The following is a 19,977-nucleotide window of genomic DNA, read 5'->3' on the forward strand; positions in this document are numbered from 1 at the left end:
TGTTGCCCCCCCTCACCACGAACCAAGCCGCCATTCAAGATCCCGTCCCAGTCGGCGGGGCAATGCGGCCCCGTGCATGATCCGGGCGCTCGACATCTGGCTTCCCGCCTGGCGCGGCCGGCAGAAGTACGTGCAGCATACTCTGGGCACGCGCCACGTGATGCTGGCGGTCTGCGATCACTTCGAGCCGTTTCATGGCGTGGGAAAACCGGAGGCACTGGCGCGCGTGGAAACCTGGCAGCGCGAATTTCCGAAGCTCGCCGGGGAATTCCGGGACGCGGACGGCGTGGCGCCGAAGCACACTTTTTTCTATCCGATCGAGCAATACGACCGCGACGTCGTCCAGGGCATCGCCGACGTCTGCGCGGCCACTGGGAGCGAAACGGAAGTCCACCTGCACCACGAAAACGACACCGCCGAAAACATGCGGCGCACGCTGGAGCAAGGCGTCGAGCGGCTCTCCAGCCATGGCCTCCTGTCGCGCGACCAGGCCGGAACCTTGCGCTATGGCTTCGTTCACGGCAACTGGGCGCTCGACAACTCCCATCCCGAGGGCCGCCACTGCGGCGTGCGCAACGAACTCCGCGTGCTCCGGCAGACCGGCTGCTATGCGGACTTCACCATGCCCTGCGCGCCGGAGCGCATGCAGACGCGCATCATCAACAGCGTCTACTATGCGCGCGGCACGGATCAGCCCAAGTCCCACGATCAGGGCCGGCGGGTCGTGGCGGATCGCGCCGTGCCCGACCGGCACGAGGATGAATTGCTCATGGTGCAAGGTCCGCTCGCCTTGAACTGGCAGCGCAAGAAATTCGGCCTCCTCCCGCGCGTCGAGAACAGCGATCTGACCGCCGCCAACCCTCCCACTATCGAACGCCTGCGCCTGTGGCTCGATTGCCAGGTGGCCGTGGAAGCCCGCCCGAATTGGGTCTTCGTCAAATTGCACACCCACGGCGCCAAACCCGAGAACACCCGCATGCTGCTCGGCGAGCCGATGCGCGCTTTTCACCGGGCCCTGGCCAACCTGACGGCGAAAGATCCGCACATCTGCATCCACTACGTGACCGCCCGCGAGCTCGTGAACATCCTGCACGCCGCGGAGGCGGGCCACTCCGGGCATCCCGGCCAGTTTCGCGACTTCCGCTACCGGCGCGTGACCTCCGGCGAAACTGAGGGCAGCATGGCGGACACACGCCATTGAAGCTGCTCTTCGTCTCGAATCTTTTCCCCGACACCGCCGAGCCCTATCGCGGACTCGACAACGCCACCTTGCTCCATCATCTCGCGGATCGCTGGGACATCCGTGCGCTGGCCGTGCGGCCGTCGTTGCTTCCCCGCAGGTGGCAGCCGCGTGAGCAGGACGCAAAATTCGCGCCGCAGTACATCGCCACGCCTTACATCCCGAAGATTGGCAGTTGCTGGAACCACCGGATCATGGCGCATACGCTGCGCGGCCATCTGCAGGGAATTCGCCAACAGTTTTCCTTCGATGTCGTCCTCAGCTCGTGGATTTTTCCCGATAGCTGCGCCATCGCCGAGCTGGCCCGGGAATTGGATTTCCCATTCATCGCCATCGCCCAAGGGTCGGACGTCCACCAATACCTGCAAATGCCGGCCCGCCGGGAGATCATCACCCGACTGCTCCCCCGCGCCGCCGCCGTGATCACGCGCAGCGGCGAACTGGCCCGCCTGCTGGCCCACGCCGGCCTGCCCCGCGAGCGCCTGCATCCCATCTACAACGGCGTGGACCTTGATCTCTTCCGACCGGCCGACAAAGCCGCCGCGCGGCGCGAGCTCGATCTCCCACCCGACGCCCCGCTGATCCTCTTCGTTGGTAATTTCTACGAAATAAAAAACCCGCTGCTTCCGCCCCTTGCCCTGGCCAATCTGTCATCGGTCTCCTTCCCGATTCCGCCCGTGCTTGTCATGGTCGGCGGCGGCGGATTGGAGCAGCGCGTGCGCGAACTTGCGGGCCGCCTCCCCGTCCGCGAACGCGTGATCCTGCCCGGCCGCACCGATGCCGCCGGGGTCGCCCGTTACATGCAGGCCGCGGACGTCCTTTGCCTGCCCAGCCAAAACGAGGGCGTCCCCAACGTCATCCTGGAAGCCTTCGCCTGCGGACTGCCGGTCATTGCCAGCCGGGTCGGCGGGATTCCGGAAGTGCATCCCGGGGACGATTTCGGGCGCCTCGTGGCGACTACGGAACCCGCGGCCTTCGCCACCGCTTTTCAGGAAGTCCTGCTCTCCCCCCCTTCGGCGGAACGGATTCGCCAACACGCCCTGCAATTCTCGTGGCAGCGCACCGCCACCGCCTGCCATGAACTGCTGATGCAGGCCCGTCGATGAACATCCTCTTCCATTTCCGCACCCAGGGCACCGGCGCCGAAGGGGTGCACATCGCCGGGATGGCCGGCGCCTTCCGACGCCTCGGCCACAGCGTGGTCTTTTCCAGCCCTTCGTCGATCGACCCCTCGGCCACCGCGGGCGAAAACCCCTTTCTCCCCCGCCAACGCAGCCTCCTGGCGCGGCTCGCGGCCCATGCGCCGGCCGTCCTCTTCGAACTGCTCGAGATCGCTTACAACGCCCTGGCCGGCGTCCGCCTCGGCGCATTGCTCCGACGCGAACACTTCGACCTCATCTACGAGCGCCACGCCTTCTTCCTCTGCATCACCGCCTTTCTCGCGCAGCGCCACCGAGTGCCTCTGGTCGTCGAGGTCAACGAATTGGCCGGCGATGAGCGCGTCCGGGCCGATCCCTGGCTTCTGCCCCTCGCCCGGTTGGCCGACCGCTTCACGTTTCAGCGCGCCCGCCTCATCGTCGTCGTGTCGCCCCACCTCCAGCGCCGCATCGAGGCCATGGGCATCCGCAAGGAGAAGATCCTCGTCCTGCCCAACGCCATCGACGAGGAAACCCTCCACGTGCTTCCCGACGGCACATCGATCCGCCGCCGCTACCAGTGTGAAAGCGCGGTCGTCGTCGGCTTCGCCGGATGGTTCGTCCCGTGGCATCGGCTCGATGTTCTGGTCGCTGAGTTCGCAGCCCTGGCCCCTGGGAAAGCGGAGCTGCGCCTGATGCTGGTGGGCGACGGGACATTGCGAGTGAACCTCGAAGCCCAAGCCTCCGCGCTCGGAATCCGCGATCGGCTCATCCTTCCGGGCGCCGTCCCGCACGCCGAAATGCCCGATTACCTGGCCGCCATGGATATCTGCGTCATTCCGCACAGCAACGCCTACCGCTCGCCGATCAAGCTCTTCGAATACATGGCTGGTGCCCGCGCGATCGTAGCGCCCTGCACGGAGCCCATTGCACTGGTCCTTCGCGACGGCGAAAACGGTCTGCTGTTCGACCCCTCAAACGACGGCGCTCTCCGCATCCAACTCGCCGCCCTCGTCGACAGTCCCGCATTTCGCTCCCGGTTGGGCCAGCAGGCCCGCGAAGACGTCTGCCAAAAACATACTTGGACGCAAAATGCACGGGAATTGCTATTAAGGCTCGGATGAGTTCAAAACCCCTGTCATCCGCCTTTTCTCGGAAGGACTTCTCCGCAAATCCCCGTAGTGAAATGCCTTGCAAAGCCGCCCGCTCCAGACCAAACTTGGCGCACGCTGATATAAACTTATTAGCGACATTCTAAGAACCGCCGAAATGCCCCATCTCTTCCAGAGACATTTTCGATGAATACCAGCGGCCTTCTCCGAAAACACTGGTTTCACGTCTCGATGCATTTCGTGACGGACGCCCTGCTTTTCACCCTGGCGTTCGTTACGGCCATGTTTCTTCGTTTCGGCGGCGAAAGCGCCGGATCGCTTTGGGCGCATTGGCCCTTCTTCATTTTCGGCGGCATCGTCTTTTCCGCGACCATTTACATCGCCGGCCTTTACTCCACACACAGCGCCGGCCGCGGTGTCTTGGAACGCTCCCTGGTGTTGGTCGTCTGCGTGCTCCTCGCCGTCCTCATTGTCATTGGCGGCACTTACTTGAATTCCGCCCGTCCCTTGGGCCGCGGCATCATGCTGCTGGCCGCGATCACTTCCTACCTCACGGCGTTGCTCCACCACATCGTCATCGTGCACGATCTGCGCAATTCCAAGGAGCGCGTCGTCTACGTCGTCTGCAGCGCGTTCGACGAGGCGGAGACCCGCCTCTTCGCAAGCTTCGGCGGACGCAATCTGGAATTCGCCGGGGTGGTCCTCTACGGCGCCTATCGGCCGAAGAGCAATCTGCGCGTGCTGGGGACCGTCGAAGACCTCGCCGCGATCGTCCAAAAGGAGAAAATCTCCCGCGTGCTCTGCACCCACAAGAGCATGGGTGACACCACGCTCACCCGGCACTTCTGCAAACTGCGCTATTCCGGCATCTCGGTGATGCCTCTGGTTTCCCTCTGCGAGGAGATCGAGCAGTACGTCCCCCTGGAATTGATCAGCTCCGAGTGGCTGCTCAATGCCAGCGGTGAGCCCCAGCACATTTACATCAAGAAGCTCAAGCGGCTCTTCGACATTGTTTGCTCCGCGATCGGCCTCACCCTCGGCCTGCCCGCCGTGGCCCTGGCCGCCGTCGCCATCCGGCTCACTTCCCCGGGCCCGATCTTTTACCGGCAGACCCGCAGCGGCCGTTTCGGACGCGCTTTCCAGATGACCAAGCTGCGCACCATGCACGTCAATGCCGAGAAGGACGGCGCGGTCTGGAGCGGCAAGGACGATCCGCGGGTGACGTTCGTGGGCCGCACGCTCCGCCGCTACCGCATCGATGAGATCCCGCAGCTCTGGCACGTGCTCTGTGGCCACATGTCCTTCGTCGGTCCGCGCCCCGAGCGCCCGGAAATCATCACCCAGCTCGCCCGCGAAGTTCCCTATTACGAAGAGCGCCTCATGGTGCAGCCGGGTCTCACCGGCTGGGCGCAGGTCAGCTATCCCTACGGCGCCTCCGCCCTCGATTCCCGGCGCAAGCTGGAATACGACCTCTACTACATGAAACACATGAGCTTGTTCCTCGATGTGTTCATTCTCCTCGATACCGTCCGCATCATCCTCACCGGCGGCGCCCAACCGGCCACCCGCGCCATCACCGCCGACGAAACGATCCAGGAGTGGGAGCGCCTCAAGGAACAGCCCGCCCCCTCGACCAAGCCCAAGCTGGAACTCGAAACGGCGTAGGGTTGGCCTGAACTTAGGAAACTGAGGACTTCGGTGGGGCCGCAGGCAGTGCCTTTAGGGATTGTCCCACAGAAAGCGCGCGCCCGAGGGCGGTGTAATCCTGAAATCTTGTAATCCTGTAATCCTGTCTAAAAAGGGGAGACAGGATTGACCAGATTATCAGGATTTCAGGATTACGCGCACCCACCTGCGATGATAGTTCCCGAACGCCAGGAGGGGAAGCCAGCAGCGCCGCTGAAGTTCTCTCAACGCGAGCCAGGGCTCACGGCGCGCTCGATATCTGCGATGACGATTTTTTTCATCTCGAACATCGCGCGCATGGCGTTGGCGGCGATCGTGCGATCCTCGCCGGAGATCAATTCCAGCAACCGGGCGGGGGTGATCTGCCAGGCCAATCCAAACCGGTCGATCAACCAACCGCAGGGACGTTCTTCGCCGCCCTCGGTGAGCTTGCTCCAGAGCTCATCGATTTCGCCTTGGGTTTCGCATTCGACGAGGAGCGAGATCGCGTCGGTAAACTGGTTATCCGACCCCGCGTTCATGGCATAGAATTGCTGACCAGCCAGCTCGAAGGTGACGAGCATGACCGTCCCGGCGCGGTCGGGAACGGCGTCCGGGTAGCGGGTGATGGCGACGATGCGGCTGTTGGCAAACAGGGAGGTGTAGAAGCGGGCGGCTTCTTCGGCCTGGGTCTCGAACCAGAGGAACGTGGTGATTTTTTGGCGGAGCTGGATCATTTTCGTTTCGGTTTTCGCATGGGAGGAGATGGATGCGTGCGGTTCAGATCCGGGCATGGAAACCCCGTACCTGTTTAGCCGAGCGCAGAGAAGAAGTCCAAGCCAGCCCAAGCACGGCAGCGCCTACGCCCTGCTGCTCCTTCCGCCATTCCATCCATTTTGAGGCCGCAAAGTGAGATTTTCCGCAATGGAGCCCATAGAGCCAATGGAGCAATGCACTTTTTTCGCCGAGTCATGCCACACTTCCCCGCATGAACACCGAGGACTTTCCACCACGCCCCCCACCACCAGGCCGCCCACTTCCCAGCGACTATGTAGGAATCAGGAAAGCAGGAGCCGAGACTTGGCGAACCGCAGATGATGCCAGGGCGGAGGCGTGCAGCCCGATGCCGAAGGCATCCCAGCGCCCATAGCCGGTGGTTGAGCGAAGCGACACCACCGGAAAGGATGCGGCAAAACGGCTCACCCCAAGGGGATGGCAGCCCTTGTTCAATTCAAGCCGAATCAAGGTAAATCAAGGCAATCAAGGTGCGAAAAAATGGGCAGCAGTACTGGACAACCGCGCTCGAGGGCCGACGTACGTCAAGAGGTCCCGTGGGCGAAGAAAAGGAGCCGTTTTAAGGTGCCTTAAGCCCTCTTAAGCCAATTTAAGGTGCGAGTTTTTAAAAAACAGCGGTCTTGGACCCTTGAATACTGCCTAGCCGACCGTCTCCCCCGCGGACCCGAAGGCCTGCGTGATCCAGCGGCGCATCTGCTTCGCCGGGCGGATGTGCTCGAGATAGTACGCATGGTTCGCCCGCGACATCGCCCGCGCTTCCTCGTCGTTTTCCAGAAGACGCACACAATGCACCACACATTGCTCCGGCGTCTCATACTCCCGGTAATTGCGCGGCGCGGTAAATGGCTCGACCAAGGTATGGCGAAATCCGGAAGCCACGATGCACATCGAAGCCGCCGTGTACTCACCCAGCTTCCAGGCCATGGCGTGATGCAGGCCCTTCGTATAAATTCCCACCCGGCACGTCTGCATCGTCTTCAAATATGCGGAACGCCGGGTGTCCCAATGGCAGACGACATCGGGATACTTCTCGCGCGCGAAGGGCGTCGGCACGGCTCCACCCACGAAGCGTTCCCCCAGTTCCTTGCGCAAGGCGCGCACCACCCCCACGCGCTCCTCGTTGATCTCCGGGGCAAACGGCGCGCCGGTCACTTCCGACTCCATCCACAGCCGCGTCTGGAGCAGAACGCGCGGCGGCAGATCGTGGTCCGGCGGTCGCTCAAAATCGCGAGTGACCGGCAGCCGCAAATAATCGCTCAAATGACGCAGGCTCTCCTTCGCCCGCTTCGGTCGCTGGCTCGCGTAGCGCACCCAACCCGCGAGCAGCGACAGCATGCCCCGGCGATTGCCGGGTCCGAAGATGGGGCCGAATGGCGAGACCTTGCAGCGCGCTTCGGGCTCCAGCTTGGCGACATCCGGTGGGTAGTGGCTGCGCTTGAAATACACGTCACTGGCGCGCAGTTCCGCTGCACTGAAAAGGTAACTGCGGTCGTGAATATCGAAGCACACCCGGAGCCGCGCACCGTCCGCGATGCGCTCGATTTCAGTGACGATCGTGTACTCCTCGACCTGGCTGCGCGCGTCCCACGACAGCTCGATCTCCCCGGCTTGCGCCAGCTCGAGGAACGCGGTGTAGAGGTAGAAGACCTGCGTCGATTCCAGCAGCGGCAGCAGCGACGCCGAGACGCGATAGGCGGCAGCCATCCCGCTAGTAGATTTCCACCGGCGAGCGCTTGCCGTCCTCGGGGCTGCGCTGCCCCGCCGCCTCCGCGCCGAGCACCGCCACGCGCAAGTCCAACACTTCCGCATCGCGACGCGCAAATTCGGCTTCGCTCCACGCATCGGGCGGCGACTGCTTCGCCTTGAATTTCGCGACGTTCTCCAGCGCCCGGTCCAGGTCCGCCGCCGGCAGGCCCGCCAGGTAGCCATGCGCCTCCTCGACCACGGCCACCCGGTGGCAGATCATCGCCAGGTCATTGCCCGCCGTGATAGCCAGCCGGATCGTCTCCTCGAGCCCGTAGTGATTCAGGATCGCCCCCATGTCGAGGTCGTCCGTCATCACCAATCCTTGGAAGCCCTGCTCGCCACGGAGCAGGTCGGTGATCACCCGGCGCGACAGCGAGGACGGCGTCTTCGAGCTTTCCAGCGCGGGATAAAAGCCGTGGCCGATCATCATCGAGTCGACTTTGTCCGCAAAATGCCGGAAGACGGCCAGTTCGTGGGTCTCGAGCTCCTCGCGGCTCAAGGCAATCTCCGGCAATTCGTGGTGGGCATCCAGCGGGGCGCGCGAGTAGCCGGGGAAATGTTTGCCGCAGCTCAGGATGCCGCCGGCGCGCAGGGCGTCGTTGAAGGCCCCGGCGTTGCGATTGACTTGGGCGACGTCGTTGCCATAGCAGCGGCCGCGCAGGGAATTGTCCGCCTCGTCGTCGAACGAAATGTCCAGCACCGGGCACAGGTCGAGGTTGAAGCCGAAGATACGCAACAGCCGGGCGGTGATCGTGCCGTGGCGGGCGATCAGGCTGAGGTCGTTCTTGTCACGCAGGTCGTTGGCATTCGGCGGCTCGTTGCCCACGAGTTTCAGGCGCGAGACGCGGCCGCCTTCCTGGTCGATGGTGATGATCGGCTCGACCACCGAAAGGTCGCGCAGGTCATCGATCAGCTTGCGCAACTGGCCAGCCGTCTTGATGTTGCGTCCGAAAAGAATGTATCCACCGGGCTGCAACTTGCGAAACTGCGCAGCGGTGGCGGCATCGAGTTCCGGGCCGGGGACGCCGGTGAGGAGTAATTGACCAAGGGAAGATCGTTCCATATAGCCAGCGCAGCGTAGCGATTCAGCAAAGCAAACCTACTTTTTTTCGCGGAAGAATCGAAATTCGAACATCCCATGCGTCTCGCCCTTTACGGAGGAACTTTTGACCCGGTGCACCACGGGCACCTCGTTCTGGCGCGCGATGCCCTCGAGGAGCTCCAGCTCGACCGCGTCATCTTCATCCCCGCCGGCCTCTCCCCCCACAAGCTTGCCACCTCTCCCGCCCCGGCTGCCCTGCGCCGCGAGATGCTCGCCGCCGCCCTCGCCGATGAACCCGGTTTTACTCTGGATGACTCGGAACTGAACGCCACCGGCCCCAGCTTCACAATCGATACCGTGGAACGCGTCCGCGGCATTCATCCCGAGGCGCAAATCTACTACCTGATCGGCGCCGACAACCTCCGCGAACTGCACACCTGGCGCCGCATCGAAGACCTGCGCCGCCTCGTCGAATTCGTCGTTTTCGGCCGCGGCGATGCTGCCGCAAAAGGCACTGCGCCCTTCCGTACGCTCTCGCGCCGGATCGATATCTCCGCGACAGAAGTCCGCCAACGGGTTGCACGCGGGGATTCCATCCGCTATCTCGTTCCGGAGCCCGTGCGCTCCCTTATCGCCGCCCATCACCTTTACCAGGACCCGCCCCATCAAATCTGACTCCCTCGCCCGCCTCTGCGCCAAGATCATCGCCGAGAAAAAAGCCGAAGACATCGTCGCCATCGACCTCCGTGGTATTTCCACTTTCACGGATTTCTTCGTCATTTGTTCCGGCACCTCCGAGCCGCACCTCAAAGCCATCGCCGGCGAATTGCGCGATCGCTTGAAAGAAGACCACGACATCAAGCCCTTCGCCGTGGACGGCTTCCCGACCAGCCAATGGATCGTCGCCGACTACTCCGGCGTGATCGTGCACATCTTCCACCACGAGAAGCGTTCCTTCTACAGCCTCGAGGACCTGTGGAGCGACGCTCCCCGGCTCAAGCTCAAGGTGTGAGCTACCTCGTCGAAACTGAAGTCGGCTGCCCGTGGTGCGGCGAGTATTTCCCGACGACCGTCGACACCTCGCAGGGCGACTACAACACCATCGAGGACTGCAACGTCTGCTGCCGCCCCATCTCGCTCACCATCACCTGCGAGCCGGGCGAACTGACGGACGTGCAGGCGGAGCGGGCCTGATTCTGGAATCGCGGAGCGAGCGAGGCGTGGCAAACGTCGCCCCGCGACGCATGAACCTAACTTTACCGAACCCGACGAGGTTCTGCAGGGATACCCACATGAGATCGCCCCTCCCCACTTTCGCGGCTCGCCTGTCGATTCTGCTCTCGGCGGTTCTTTTGACGGCCCAAGCCCTGCAGGCCGCGGAACGCCTGCCTAACGTGATCCTCATCGTCGCGGATGATCTCGGCTATGCGGATGTCGGCGTGTACGGCGCGCAGGGGTTTGCGACGCCGAACTTCGACCGGCTCGCGCAGGAGGGGCGGCGCTTCACGGACTTCCACGTCGCGCAGGCGGTATGCTCGGCGTCGCGCGCGGCCATCATGACGGGTTGTTATCCCAATCGCATCGGCATCGAGGGCGCGATGGAGCCGTGGTATAAATTCGGTATCAACGAGCACGAGCTGACGATGCCCCAGATGTTCCAGCAAAAGGGCTACGCGACGGGCATGGTGGGCAAATGGCACCTCGGCACACCGACGGAATTCCTGCCCACGCACCGCGGGTTCGACGAGTGGTTCGGCCTGCCCTACTCGAACGATCAATGGCCGTTGCACCCGGAGAAGCCCGGGAAATTCCCACCGTTGCCACTCTACGATGGCGACAAGATCGTCAATCCCGGCATCAGCCATCGCGACATGGAGCAGCTCACGACGCAATACACGGAGCGGGCGGTGAGCTTCATCGACCGCAACCACGACAAGCCCTTCTTTCTCTACGTCGCGCAGACCATGCCGCACGTGCCGCTGGCCGTGAGCGAAAAGTTCCGCGGCACAACGAAGCGCGGCCTCTACGGCGATGCGGTCGAGGAAATCGACTGGAGCACCGGCGAGATCCTGACGGCGCTGAAAAAGCATGGCCTGGAAAAGGACACCATCATCATCTTCCTCTCCGACAACGGCCCGTGGCTCATCTTTGGGAACCACGCCGGCTCGGCGTATCCGCTGCGCGAAGGCAAAACGACGACGTGGGACGGCGGCACGCGCGTGCCGTTCATCATTTCGTGGCCGGGACACATCCCCGCCGGCACCACGTGCGACGAGATGGCCTGCGCGATCGATCTGCTGCCGGCCCTGGCGAAGCTCATCAGCGCCAAGTTACCCGACCACAAGATCGATGGCCTCGACATCTGGCCCCTGCTGGCCGGGGACAAGGACGCCAGGAATCCGCACGAGGCCTATTTCTTCTACGGCGTTCCGTTTGGCAGTTGGAGCGGGGCGGAACTCGAATCCGTGCGCTTGCGCGAGTGGAAGCTCATCCTGCCGCACACCTTCCGCACGCTCGGCGGCCACAAGCCCGGCATGGACGGCTGGCCCGCCGAGTATGTGAAGCAACCCATCCTCGAGCCGGAACTCTACGACATGCGCAACGACATCGAGGAAAAGCACGACGTCGCCGGGCAGCACCGGGAAATCGTGAAACACCTGCTCGACCTGGCCGAGCAATGCCGCATCGACTTGGGCGACACCACGCTCAACCGCAAAGGAATGGGCGTGCGCGCACCGGGCGGGGTCAAGGACTGATCGCATCGCCAGCAGAACGGGATGTTCCGCATTGCATCCGCCGCTCATCTCCGCATCGTCGTCGACCACCTCATGCGCATCGAAGTCCTCAATACCGGTACGGAACTGCTCCTCGGCAGCGTGCTCAACACCCACCTGCAGTTTCTCGCCCAGGCATTGTTCCCACTCGGCTTGCGCATCGAGCGCCAGGTGACCGTGCCCGATGGCGACGCCATCCGCGTGGCGGTCGCCGAAACCTTCGGCCGCGCCGAGGTGGTGCTGATCACCGGCGGGCTGGGCCCGACCACGGATGACATCACCCGCGAGGCGGTCGCCGAGTTGCTGGGCCTCGAACTGATCCATGATGAAACGGTCATGGCCGCCATCGAACGGCGCTTCGCCCGGCGCAATCTGACCATGAGCGCGCGCAATGCCCGGCAAGCGCAGCGCCCCGCGGAGGCCATCGTCCTCCACAATCCTAACGGCACCGCCCCAGGGCTCTACCTGGCGGCGCGCCCGCACGGGACGATCACCACGCCGCACCTTTTCCTGCTGCCCGGTCCGCCGCGCGAATTGCAGCCCATGGTCACCGATCAAGTGCTGCTGTTGCTGGCCAAGCTGCTGCCGGCGCGCCCGGCGGTCGAGATGCGCGTCGCGCGCATTGCCGGCCTCGGCGAATCGGCCGTGGAGGAATTGGTCGGGGGACCGCTGCTCGCCCTGGGCCTCGAGCTGGGCTATTGCGCGCGTCCCGGCGAGGTGGATCTGCGCACCATCGGCTCGCCCGCGATCCTCGATCAAGCCGGGCGGATCATTGCCGAAAAGCTCGGCCCCCACATCGTTTCCCATGATCAACGCCCCCTGGAAAAAGTGCTCGTCGATCTGCTCACCGAGCGCGGCGAGACCCTCGCCTGTGCGGAATCCTGCACCGGCGGATTTCTCGCGCACCGCATCACCAACGTGCCAGGAGCCTCGGCTGTCTTCCTCGGCGGTTACGTCACCTACGCCAACGCGGTCAAGACGAGCGCGCTCGGGGTCGATGCGGGGCTCATCGAAGCCCACGGGGCCGTGAGTGAGCCCGTCGCCGTCGCCATGGCGGAAGGCGCCCGCCAAAAGGCCGGTGCGGACTACGCGCTCTCCACGACGGGCATTGCCGGCCCAGACGGAGGAAGCGAGGAAAAGCCCGTGGGCACCGTCTTCATCGCCCTGGCCGGGAAAATGGGTGCGACCCTCGTCGAGCGAAACCGCTTTCCCACCGATCGCCAGACCTTCAAGGATCTCGTGAGCCTCACCGCCTTTGAACTCCTCCGCCGCCAGCTTACTGCTCGATGACGGCCGACGTGCCGACTTTCACCTTCTGGTAGATCAACGGGGCAATATCCGCCGGCAAACGCACACAGCCGTGCGAGGCCGCATACCCGGGCAGGATGCCGACATGCATGCCCACACCGCCACTCGTCAGGCGGCAAAACCACTTCATCGAGGCGCCCACGTAGTGCGTGCCGCTCGGCGCCGAGTCAATCTGCGTGCTCACCCCCGAACGGACCGTGCGGCCACTGTGGTCCACGAAATCGCCGTAGATGCTCGAGCGGTGGTTCGGATCTTTTTCCATCACGTGCCACGAGCCGGCGGGCGTCTCGTGCCCCCGCTTGCCCGAGGAGATCGGCGAATCGATGTAGATTTGGTCCCCCACCATCAAATAGACGCGCTGCTTGCTCAGCGAGACGATCACGTGGGAGTTGTCCGGGGTGATCACCGACTCCAGGCTCTTGTCGATCTTCGGGCCCGGCTGCCCGCGACGGATCAAGTCCGACGGCTTTTTCATCGGGGGGCCGGGATTTCGCGACCCGAAGAGTTGCGCCGACGCCTGTTGCTCGAAGACACCAAAAGTGCAAAAAAGGACGGCTAGGAGCGGTTTGAAGTAGCCAGCGAATCTCATGCGTCGGAAAAAGTTGCTGTTTCATACGGAGCCTGCCGCGCGGCGGCAATCACATAAATCGCGCCCAGTTTGAAAGCCGTGGTGAAAAGTTTTGGACGTGAACGCCGGTTCACAGCAACGTTGTCGCCGTCGTGCCCCTAACCATCCCCCGCCTCTCTCTGATTTTCTACGTGCTTTGCCTTGGCCTCGGGGTTCCGGTTCATGCCGAACGCAAGCCGGCGGTCATCGTCGGGGCCGCCCCACCGCAGCCGGTCGAGTTGAACATCAAGGTTCGGCGCGAAGGCAAAACGGAAATCCCCCTGCGTATCTACGGCAAAGCCGGTGAGCCCTTGAAATATCTCATTCGCGTTCCTCCCGCGCATGGGCGCCTTTCCGATCCACGGGCCACGGAGCGTGAAGTTTCCGTCGTCGTCTACGAACCGCCGGCCGATCTCGGCATCACGACGGACAAGTTTTCCTTCGCCGTCCAGAGCGCCGTTGGGGTTTCCGCGGCGGTCGAGGTGGCGATGACCATCGTCGATCAACCTCCCCAGCTCGCCATCCAGGACGCCATCGATTTCTCCACCGTCCGCGCGGGGGCCAGCAATTTCCGCCTGCTGGAGATCAGCAATCATGGCGGCCTCATCGCCTCGGGCGATGTCATCGTGGACCCACCGTGGAAGATCGACGGCAAGGCCGGCTACCGCCTGCGCAACGGCGATGTGGCCGTGTTCAAGATCGTCTTTTCGCCCAGCGTCGGCGGAAAATTCGAGGGCGTGGCGCGCTTCACCTCCGAGCCGGAGCACAGCACCACCTTGCGCGGCGTCTCCGAATCGGCCATCACCGCGGAGCCCGCTCAATGGGTCTTGCAGCAGATTCCCGGCGATTCCACCCGCTCCGGCAACTTCGAGCTCACCAACCAGCTCGACGAACCGCGCACGCTCCGCCTGAAAACCGACGCGCGCCTCAAGATTCCCGCGCAGGTCACCATCCCGCCCCACGGCCGGGCCACGATCCCGGTCGAGGCTTCGTCCCAGGACGCGCAGGCGATGGACACGGAGATTCAGCTCGAGGCCAGTGATTTTTCCATCGCCATCCCGGTGCGTGTGCCCGTGCTTGCCGCCGTGTTTCGAGCGACCACCCCCCTCGTGTCGTTTGGACGCCTCGCCGCCGGACACCCCGCCAGTGCTCGCTTCCAGTTGGAAAACATCGGCGGGACGTCGGGCAAAGTGTCGTGGGAAATCATCCCGCCCTTCCGGGTGACGGAGAACTCGGCGACGATTCAGCCGGGCGATAAGAAGGAATTCCCCGTCGAGATCGAGAGCACGGTCCCCGGCCGATATCGCACTTGGCTAAAACTCCGGGCCGGTGATCAATCGTTCGACATCCCCGTAGAGGCCGAAGTGGCCGGCGCCGCACGATCATCGACCCGCATGGCCGGCGTGCCTGGCAGCACGGCCACAGTCGACCTCAGCGCTTTGCCCGAGCCGCCGGAGGCCACTCCTGTCGTGGCCACTCCTCTCATCCCCTTCGATTGGGACATGGACCCCCGGGTGCCGAGTGGCGTGGAAGTCTCCCAAATCACCCCGACGAGTGCCATCGTCGAATGGCCGGCCGTCCTCTCTCCGGCAGCGCGTTTCCGCGTGGACATGCGGCAACTCAAGGTCGATCCCGATGGCAGGATCGAGACCATCTGGCTCCAGCCCACCGGCATTCCCATTGAGGCTCGCGGGAAAAATTACGCCGCTATCCTCACCGGTCTACAGCCCGGCGAGCCGTGGGCGGTCCGCATCATGACCCTGCCCCCCAGCGGCGAAGCAACCCGACTCTTCACCGTGACTTTTCAGACTCCACCGAAAACGGCGCTGCTGGCGCAATTGCCCAGGCCCTCGCTCCTGCAATGCCTGCTGGTCGCCTTGCTCGGCCTCGCGGCCTGGCACGGCTGGCAGTGGTGGCGGCGGCGCCCAGTGATCTGACTGCAAATCCCTCTCGACGCCGGCGAGTGCGTTGCAAGATTCTGACCCGATGCAAGTCCCTCTTCTCGATCTCAAGCTCCAGTACGCTCCGCTCAAGGCCCAACTACTGAAGGAGATCGAAGCCGTCGCCGATTCCCAGGCCCTCCTGCTCGGGCCGCAGACCGAGAAGCTGGAAAAGGCGGTCGCCGCTTATTGCGGCGCGGGCCACGCCATCGGTGTCTCCTCAGGCACCGACGCCCAGCTCGTGCTCCTCATGGCGCTGGGGATCGCCCCGGGCGACAAGATCATCACCACCCCATACACTTTTTTCGCGACCGCCAGTTGCGTGGCGCGCCTCGGAGCGACCCCGATTTTCGTCGATATCGATCCCGTCACTTTCAATATCTCGGTCCCGGCCCTCGAAGCGGCCCTCGCCCGCACGCCCGACGCAAAAGCCATCATCCCGGTGCACCTCTATGGCCAGTGCGCCGACATGGCGGGCATCATGGCCTTGGGAAAAAAATACGGCGTCCCCGTGCTGGAGGACGCCGCCCAGGCGCTCGGCGCGCGGCATCCTCTCGGCGCGGCGGGGGCGATCGGCGAAGCGGGCTGGTTCTCTTTCTATCCGACTAAGAATCTCGGGGCCTTCGGCGATGCCGGCATGGTCGTGTGCCAGGACGCGGCGCTCGCGGCGAAAATCCGGGCGCTGCGCAATCACGGGATGGAAGTGCGCTATTTTCACAAGTGGATCGGCGGCAATTTCCGCATCGATGCCATCCAATCCGCCGTGCTCAACGTGAAGCTGCCGCATCTCGATGAATGGGGCGCCGGACGTCGCGCCCGCGCCGCCTTCTACCGCACCGCCTTCGCCGCCCATACCCTGCCGATCACGCTCCCTGCGGAAGTGTATGCCGATAGCGGAGTGGCGAATCACCACATCTACAACCAGTTCATCATCCGCGCGCCGCGGCGCGAAGACCTGCGCGCCCATCTCACGAAGGCCGGCATCGCCACGGAAATCTACTATCCGCTGTCGCTGCACATGCAGGAGTGCTTCGCGTATCTGGGCCATCGCGAAGGCGAATTCCCCGAGTCCGAACGCGCCGCCAAGGAAACCCTCGCCCTCCCCATCTTCCCCGAGCTCACCGAAGACCAGCAAGCCTACGTCGTCGCGCAGATCGCCGCCTTTTACCAGTAAGAGGTAATTCGCGCCAAGGACGCCAGGCTCGCCAAGGACGCGAGCAAAGCGACCAGTTGAAAAGCCCCCTTTAGTTCCTTGGCGCCCTTAGCGTTCTTGGCGCGAAACCCAAACTCGACGGGCGGCGGCTAATTAACCATCCTGACGCCATGCGTTCCTCCCTTGTTCTCCTGATCGCCCTCGCCGCGTTCATCAGCGGCCACGCGTCCGCTGCGGACAAAAAGCCCGTCGATCCTGCCTTGGTGCGCACCTTCACCGCGAAGCAATCGATCAAGCTCGGCGACGCCGTGGCCAGCTTCGTCATCGATCTCATCCACAAGGACACCGCCGGCGTGCAGCAGGCCTACGCGAAGCTCACCGCCGACACCGAAGCGGACGCGGGTGGGCGCTACGAGACGCACCCCTTCGAGGGCATCCAGTGGTTCGTCGTCGAAGTCTCCTGGGACAATGCCGACAAATACAATACATCCGAGGAAGGCGAATACATCTACCTCGCCCGGCAGCAACTCGTCTCCGGCATCCATCGCGGCTATGGCGTGCCCACCAACGTCGTCGCCCAGGTCCGCGTCGTCACCTCCTTCGCCGGCAAAGCCGCCAAATCACTCAAGCCCGACCAAGTCGCCCCCGGCACGAAGATCACCCTCACCTTCGAGGGCTTCCTCGACAAGATTCCGCTGACCCTCCTGCACAACTGATACCCCGTCCGCTCAAAGTAGGCTGGACCACCTTCGCGCCCATCGGCAAACCAGATGAAGTGTCCTATTTTGGAGATTGAGCCCACTCCCGACGGCTCGCTGGCGGGGCGTTAGCCCCCAAGCGGAAGCTTGGCGGTGAAGGTCTCAAAAAAATCTCGCACCTTAAATCGGCTTAAGAGGGCTTAAGGCACCTTAAATCCGCAGCCTTTTTTTGCCGAGAGGCTTCCGATCTGGCTCGAGCAGGCCCCGGGGCGACAACCGAAATACGAGAATCAGCGGCGGAAGTCGCCTGCCCCGTATCCTGAATCTCCTGAGAATTTGGCAATCCCGTCTGCCGCCTTTAGACAGGATTAGCGGACTCAACAGGATTCCAAGATTACACCGTCCTTGGGATACGCCCTTTCTGTTGCCGAGCAGGCACATGAGAAAACTCGGGACCTTGAGAATGCTTGATTTACCTTGATTCGGCTTGATTCCCGCGACCGCTGCCACCCCTTTGAGGTGCGCCGTTTCGGCATCATTTCCGATGGCGTCGCTTCGCTCAACCACCGGTTATGGGGCGCGGGGATGCCTCCCGCATGAAATTTGGGGATTCATACCGCCCTTTTGTAGTCAACCTGACGGAACCACGTGACCCTGGTCTCCGAAGAGGAATCAATCAGGAACCGGGCGAACCACCTCCGCCCGCCTCCGGGATTTGACCCATCGCACCCTGAGCGTTTATGCCTCGCGCCTCCGCCCACGGCATTATCTGCGGTTGGCCCAGCCTCGGCTTCTACTTCCTGCTTTCCTGCTTTCCTGATTCCTAAATAGCAGACGGAAAGTGGACGGCCCGGCGGTGGTGGGCGTGGTGGAAAATCCTCGGAGTTCATGCGGGCAAGTGTGGCATAACCCGGCGGAAAATGTGCATCGCTCCATGGGTTCCATTGGCTCCATTGCGGAAAATCCACTCGGCGCCCCTCAAAATGGGCCATCCACCGCGTCGGGGCACCGCTTAAAGACCGCCGAAGCGTTGGTGCGGACGGGACTGGCGGAAACCGGGCTCGCCGAAGAGGACCTGGCCGGGTTGCCCGGCAGCGATCCTCGCAAGGTCCGCATCGCGCGCCAGGTGTTGAAACAGACGACGGTTTCGCTCGGCTCGATCGCCGACCGATTGAAAATGCGCAGCGCCGCGAATGTCAGCCAGATCCTGCGGCGCAATTTGCTGACTGCCCCTGTTCCACAATCCCCGCCTCGATTCAAAAGCTGGCGCTTTGCGCCAACTGCGCTTCGATTCCAAAAGTAATCGCAATCGCATGACCAAGCTCTCACTCATCCTCAGCATCATCACCGCCATCTTTTCGAGCGATCTTGGTGCGCAGGCGCAGCAGCCAGACGTCTCCACCCAGGCCGAGCTCGCCTGGGAGGTCACCTGGAGCCGCTTTTATCTTCCGCGGGTGCAAACCTTTGGCGATTACCTGAGCAGCTACGAAAAAGGCAAAGAGCAGGCGCATCTGCCGACTGCGGATGAGGTCAAACGCCAGTATCCGAATCCCTGTGGTTACAGCACGGGCATGGAGGATGGCGCGATTCTGGGCGGTGCCATGCTGAGCACGATTTGCGATCGTTTCGCGGCGACCAAAGACGACTCCCTCCGGGAAAAAGCCGCGGCCGTGTTCCAAGGTCTCAAACGCTGCGCCACGGTGCACGGCGTGCGCGGTTTTGTGGCCCGCAATGTCTGTCCCGAAGATGGCCAAAGCGTTTACATCAACTCCTCTCGTGACCAGGTCACCCACTTCGTCCACGGCTTGTGGCAGTATTACCACAGCCCGTTGCCCGACGATGCCACGAAGCAGCAAATCCGCAGCCTCCTCGCCGATGTTGCCGAACGCATGATCGCCTTCGTCACGCCGGAGAACGACTTCGACTTCTGCCGGGCCGATGGGACACGCTGCCCACTGGGCATCTGCCGGATGTGGAACGTGCAGCCGCACGAAGCCGCGCGGCTTCCCATGATCTACGCCGCGGCGTGGGATGTGACGCGCGATGAACGCTACCGCGCGCAATGGAGAAAATATGTCGCGGAAGCCATCGAGCAGTCCGCCAATCCCGATGAGCAAAAGCCCGCCTACGCGCTGCTGCAAATGCAATGCTCGCTGGAAGTGCTCCACGAGCAGGAGCCTGATCCTGCGCTCAAGGCCCTTATCCACACGCGCATGAGCCACATCCGCGATCTCGCCGCGAAGCGTTTCACCCGCGTATTATCGAGCCTCGCCAGGAAGAGCCCCGCGGAGATGCGTATGACTGGCCCTGACTGGCGGTATGTGCCCGTGTGGAAGGATCAAAAGGGTTACCAAAACCCGCAGTGGGGCGCTTATCGAGAGATATGGCACCTCACCCGCGAAGCGGGCGAATCCGCCCTGATTCTCCTCATGCTCGAACCCGCCGCACTCACCACTGCCGAGCAAGCTTCACTAAAAAACATGATCCGCAACTTCGACTACGCACACAACTCCAGTTGCGGCATCATCTACCACCTCGCCGCTTACTGGAAAGCGCAGCGTTATGCAGCATGGTGAAAGCAAACTCGGCAATCTCGCGGACGACCTCGGCGAAACGAAGAACCTCGCCGCCACGAGGTACCGTGGCCCGGCTCTACGCCACGATCTCGGTGCCGACGCCGGTGTTCGTGAAAACTTCCAGCAGGAGCGAGTGCGAAACTGGGCGAGCGAGCGGGCAAGACGCAAGGACTGACCCCTCGGAC

Annotated in this window: 19 protein-coding genes; 15 read left to right on the plus strand and 4 right to left on the minus strand. The window is 63.1% G+C overall.

Going from position 1 to position 19,977, the window contains the following annotated elements:
* Positions 1 to 76: 76 nt before the first annotated feature.
* The 4 genes from ABJF10_RS00545 to ABJF10_RS00560 all read left to right on the plus strand — a co-directional run bounded on the left by ABJF10_RS00545 (position 77) and on the right by ABJF10_RS00560 (position 5,153).
* Positions 77 to 1,201, plus strand: a complete 1,125-nt coding sequence (locus tag ABJF10_RS00545; RefSeq protein ID WP_348542551.1) for a hypothetical protein — start codon at positions 77 to 79, stop codon at positions 1,199 to 1,201.
* Positions 1,198 to 2,346, plus strand: a complete 1,149-nt coding sequence (locus tag ABJF10_RS00550) for a glycosyltransferase (protein ID WP_348542552.1) — start codon at positions 1,198 to 1,200, stop codon at positions 2,344 to 2,346. Before ABJF10_RS00545 ends, ABJF10_RS00550 begins: the two co-directional genes overlap by 4 nt.
* On the plus strand, positions 2,343 to 3,500 hold the full coding sequence (locus ABJF10_RS00555; protein ID WP_348542553.1) for a glycosyltransferase family 4 protein: 1,158 nt from the start codon (positions 2,343 to 2,345) through the stop codon (positions 3,498 to 3,500). The genes ABJF10_RS00550 and ABJF10_RS00555 overlap by 4 nt, the downstream gene beginning before the upstream one ends.
* A gap of 174 nt (positions 3,501 to 3,674) precedes the next feature.
* Positions 3,675 to 5,153, plus strand: a complete 1,479-nt coding sequence (locus tag ABJF10_RS00560) for an exopolysaccharide biosynthesis polyprenyl glycosylphosphotransferase (RefSeq protein WP_348542554.1) — start codon at positions 3,675 to 3,677, stop codon at positions 5,151 to 5,153.
* Positions 5,154 to 5,398: 245 nt separating this feature from the next.
* On the opposite strand, the gene ABJF10_RS00565 is transcribed toward ABJF10_RS00560, so the two are convergent.
* From ABJF10_RS00565 to ABJF10_RS00575, 3 genes are all read right to left on the minus strand, one after another.
* Positions 5,399 to 5,890 carry a VOC family protein gene (locus tag ABJF10_RS00565; RefSeq protein ID WP_348542555.1) on the minus strand — a complete coding sequence of 164 codons (492 nt, stop codon included), beginning with the start codon at positions 5,888 to 5,890 and terminating at the stop codon, positions 5,399 to 5,401.
* 697 nt (positions 5,891 to 6,587) lie between these two features.
* On the minus strand, positions 6,588 to 7,652 hold the full coding sequence (locus ABJF10_RS00570) for a hypothetical protein (protein WP_348542556.1): 1,065 nt from the start codon (positions 7,650 to 7,652) through the stop codon (positions 6,588 to 6,590).
* Between the two features lie 4 nt (positions 7,653 to 7,656).
* Positions 7,657 to 8,757 carry a glycoside hydrolase family 3 N-terminal domain-containing protein gene (locus tag ABJF10_RS00575; protein ID WP_348542557.1) on the minus strand — a complete coding sequence of 367 codons (1,101 nt, stop codon included), beginning with the start codon at positions 8,755 to 8,757 and terminating at the stop codon, positions 7,657 to 7,659.
* A 75-nt stretch (positions 8,758 to 8,832) separates the two neighbouring features.
* On the opposite strand from ABJF10_RS00575, the gene nadD reads away from it, so the two are divergent.
* The 5 genes from nadD (at position 8,833) to ABJF10_RS00600 (ending at position 12,800) form a co-directional block, all read left to right on the plus strand.
* Positions 8,833 to 9,411 (plus strand): nicotinate-nucleotide adenylyltransferase, encoded by a 579-nt coding sequence (gene nadD, locus ABJF10_RS00580; protein WP_348542558.1) that lies wholly within the window; start codon positions 8,833 to 8,835, stop codon positions 9,409 to 9,411.
* Entirely contained in the window at positions 9,314 to 9,748 is a 435-nt protein-coding gene (gene rsfS, locus ABJF10_RS00585; RefSeq protein ID WP_348542559.1) for a ribosome silencing factor, read from the plus strand. The genes nadD and rsfS overlap by 98 nt, the downstream gene beginning before the upstream one ends.
* Positions 9,745 to 9,930 carry a CPXCG motif-containing cysteine-rich protein gene (locus ABJF10_RS00590; protein WP_348542560.1) on the plus strand — a complete coding sequence of 62 codons (186 nt, stop codon included), beginning with the start codon at positions 9,745 to 9,747 and terminating at the stop codon, positions 9,928 to 9,930. The genes rsfS and ABJF10_RS00590 overlap by 4 nt, the downstream gene beginning before the upstream one ends.
* Positions 9,931 to 10,028: 98 nt before the next feature.
* Positions 10,029 to 11,492 carry a sulfatase gene (locus ABJF10_RS00595; protein WP_348542561.1) on the plus strand — a complete coding sequence of 488 codons (1,464 nt, stop codon included), beginning with the start codon at positions 10,029 to 10,031 and terminating at the stop codon, positions 11,490 to 11,492.
* 21 nt (positions 11,493 to 11,513) lie between these two features.
* Positions 11,514 to 12,800 (plus strand): competence/damage-inducible protein A, encoded by a 1,287-nt coding sequence (locus ABJF10_RS00600; RefSeq protein ID WP_348542562.1) that lies wholly within the window; start codon positions 11,514 to 11,516, stop codon positions 12,798 to 12,800.
* Here the strand turns inward: ABJF10_RS00600 and ABJF10_RS00605 are convergent.
* Complete coding sequence (locus ABJF10_RS00605; protein ID WP_348542563.1) at positions 12,787 to 13,293, minus strand: L,D-transpeptidase family protein; 507 nt, start codon at positions 13,291 to 13,293, stop codon at positions 12,787 to 12,789. The genes ABJF10_RS00600 and ABJF10_RS00605 overlap by 14 nt on opposite strands.
* 245 nt (positions 13,294 to 13,538) lie before the next feature.
* Between ABJF10_RS00605 and ABJF10_RS00610 the strand changes: the two genes are divergently transcribed.
* The 6 genes from ABJF10_RS00610 to ABJF10_RS00635 all read left to right on the plus strand — a co-directional run bounded on the left by ABJF10_RS00610 (position 13,539) and on the right by ABJF10_RS00635 (position 19,967).
* Positions 13,539 to 15,362 carry a fibronectin type III domain-containing protein gene (locus ABJF10_RS00610; protein ID WP_348542564.1) on the plus strand — a complete coding sequence of 608 codons (1,824 nt, stop codon included), beginning with the start codon at positions 13,539 to 13,541 and terminating at the stop codon, positions 15,360 to 15,362.
* A 49-nt stretch (positions 15,363 to 15,411) separates the two neighbouring features.
* Positions 15,412 to 16,539 carry a DegT/DnrJ/EryC1/StrS family aminotransferase gene (locus ABJF10_RS00615; RefSeq protein WP_348542565.1) on the plus strand — a complete coding sequence of 376 codons (1,128 nt, stop codon included), beginning with the start codon at positions 15,412 to 15,414 and terminating at the stop codon, positions 16,537 to 16,539.
* Between the two features lie 149 nt (positions 16,540 to 16,688).
* Positions 16,689 to 17,234, plus strand: coding sequence for a hypothetical protein (locus ABJF10_RS00620; protein ID WP_348542566.1), 546 nt, complete (start codon positions 16,689 to 16,691; stop codon positions 17,232 to 17,234).
* 916 nt (positions 17,235 to 18,150) lie between these two features.
* Positions 18,151 to 18,519, plus strand: a complete 369-nt coding sequence (locus ABJF10_RS00625) for a hypothetical protein (protein WP_348542567.1) — start codon at positions 18,151 to 18,153, stop codon at positions 18,517 to 18,519.
* Between the two features lie 10 nt (positions 18,520 to 18,529).
* Entirely contained in the window at positions 18,530 to 19,792 is a 1,263-nt protein-coding gene (locus ABJF10_RS00630) for a hypothetical protein (RefSeq protein ID WP_348542568.1), read from the plus strand.
* Positions 19,779 to 19,967 carry a hypothetical protein gene (locus tag ABJF10_RS00635; protein ID WP_348542569.1) on the plus strand — a complete coding sequence of 63 codons (189 nt, stop codon included), beginning with the start codon at positions 19,779 to 19,781 and terminating at the stop codon, positions 19,965 to 19,967. Before ABJF10_RS00630 ends, ABJF10_RS00635 begins: the two co-directional genes overlap by 14 nt.
* Positions 19,968 to 19,977 lie beyond the last annotated feature (10 nt).

The organism is Chthoniobacter sp., from assembly GCF_040003245.1.
Classification (GTDB): Bacteria; Verrucomicrobiota; Verrucomicrobiia; order Chthoniobacterales; family Chthoniobacteraceae; genus Chthoniobacter.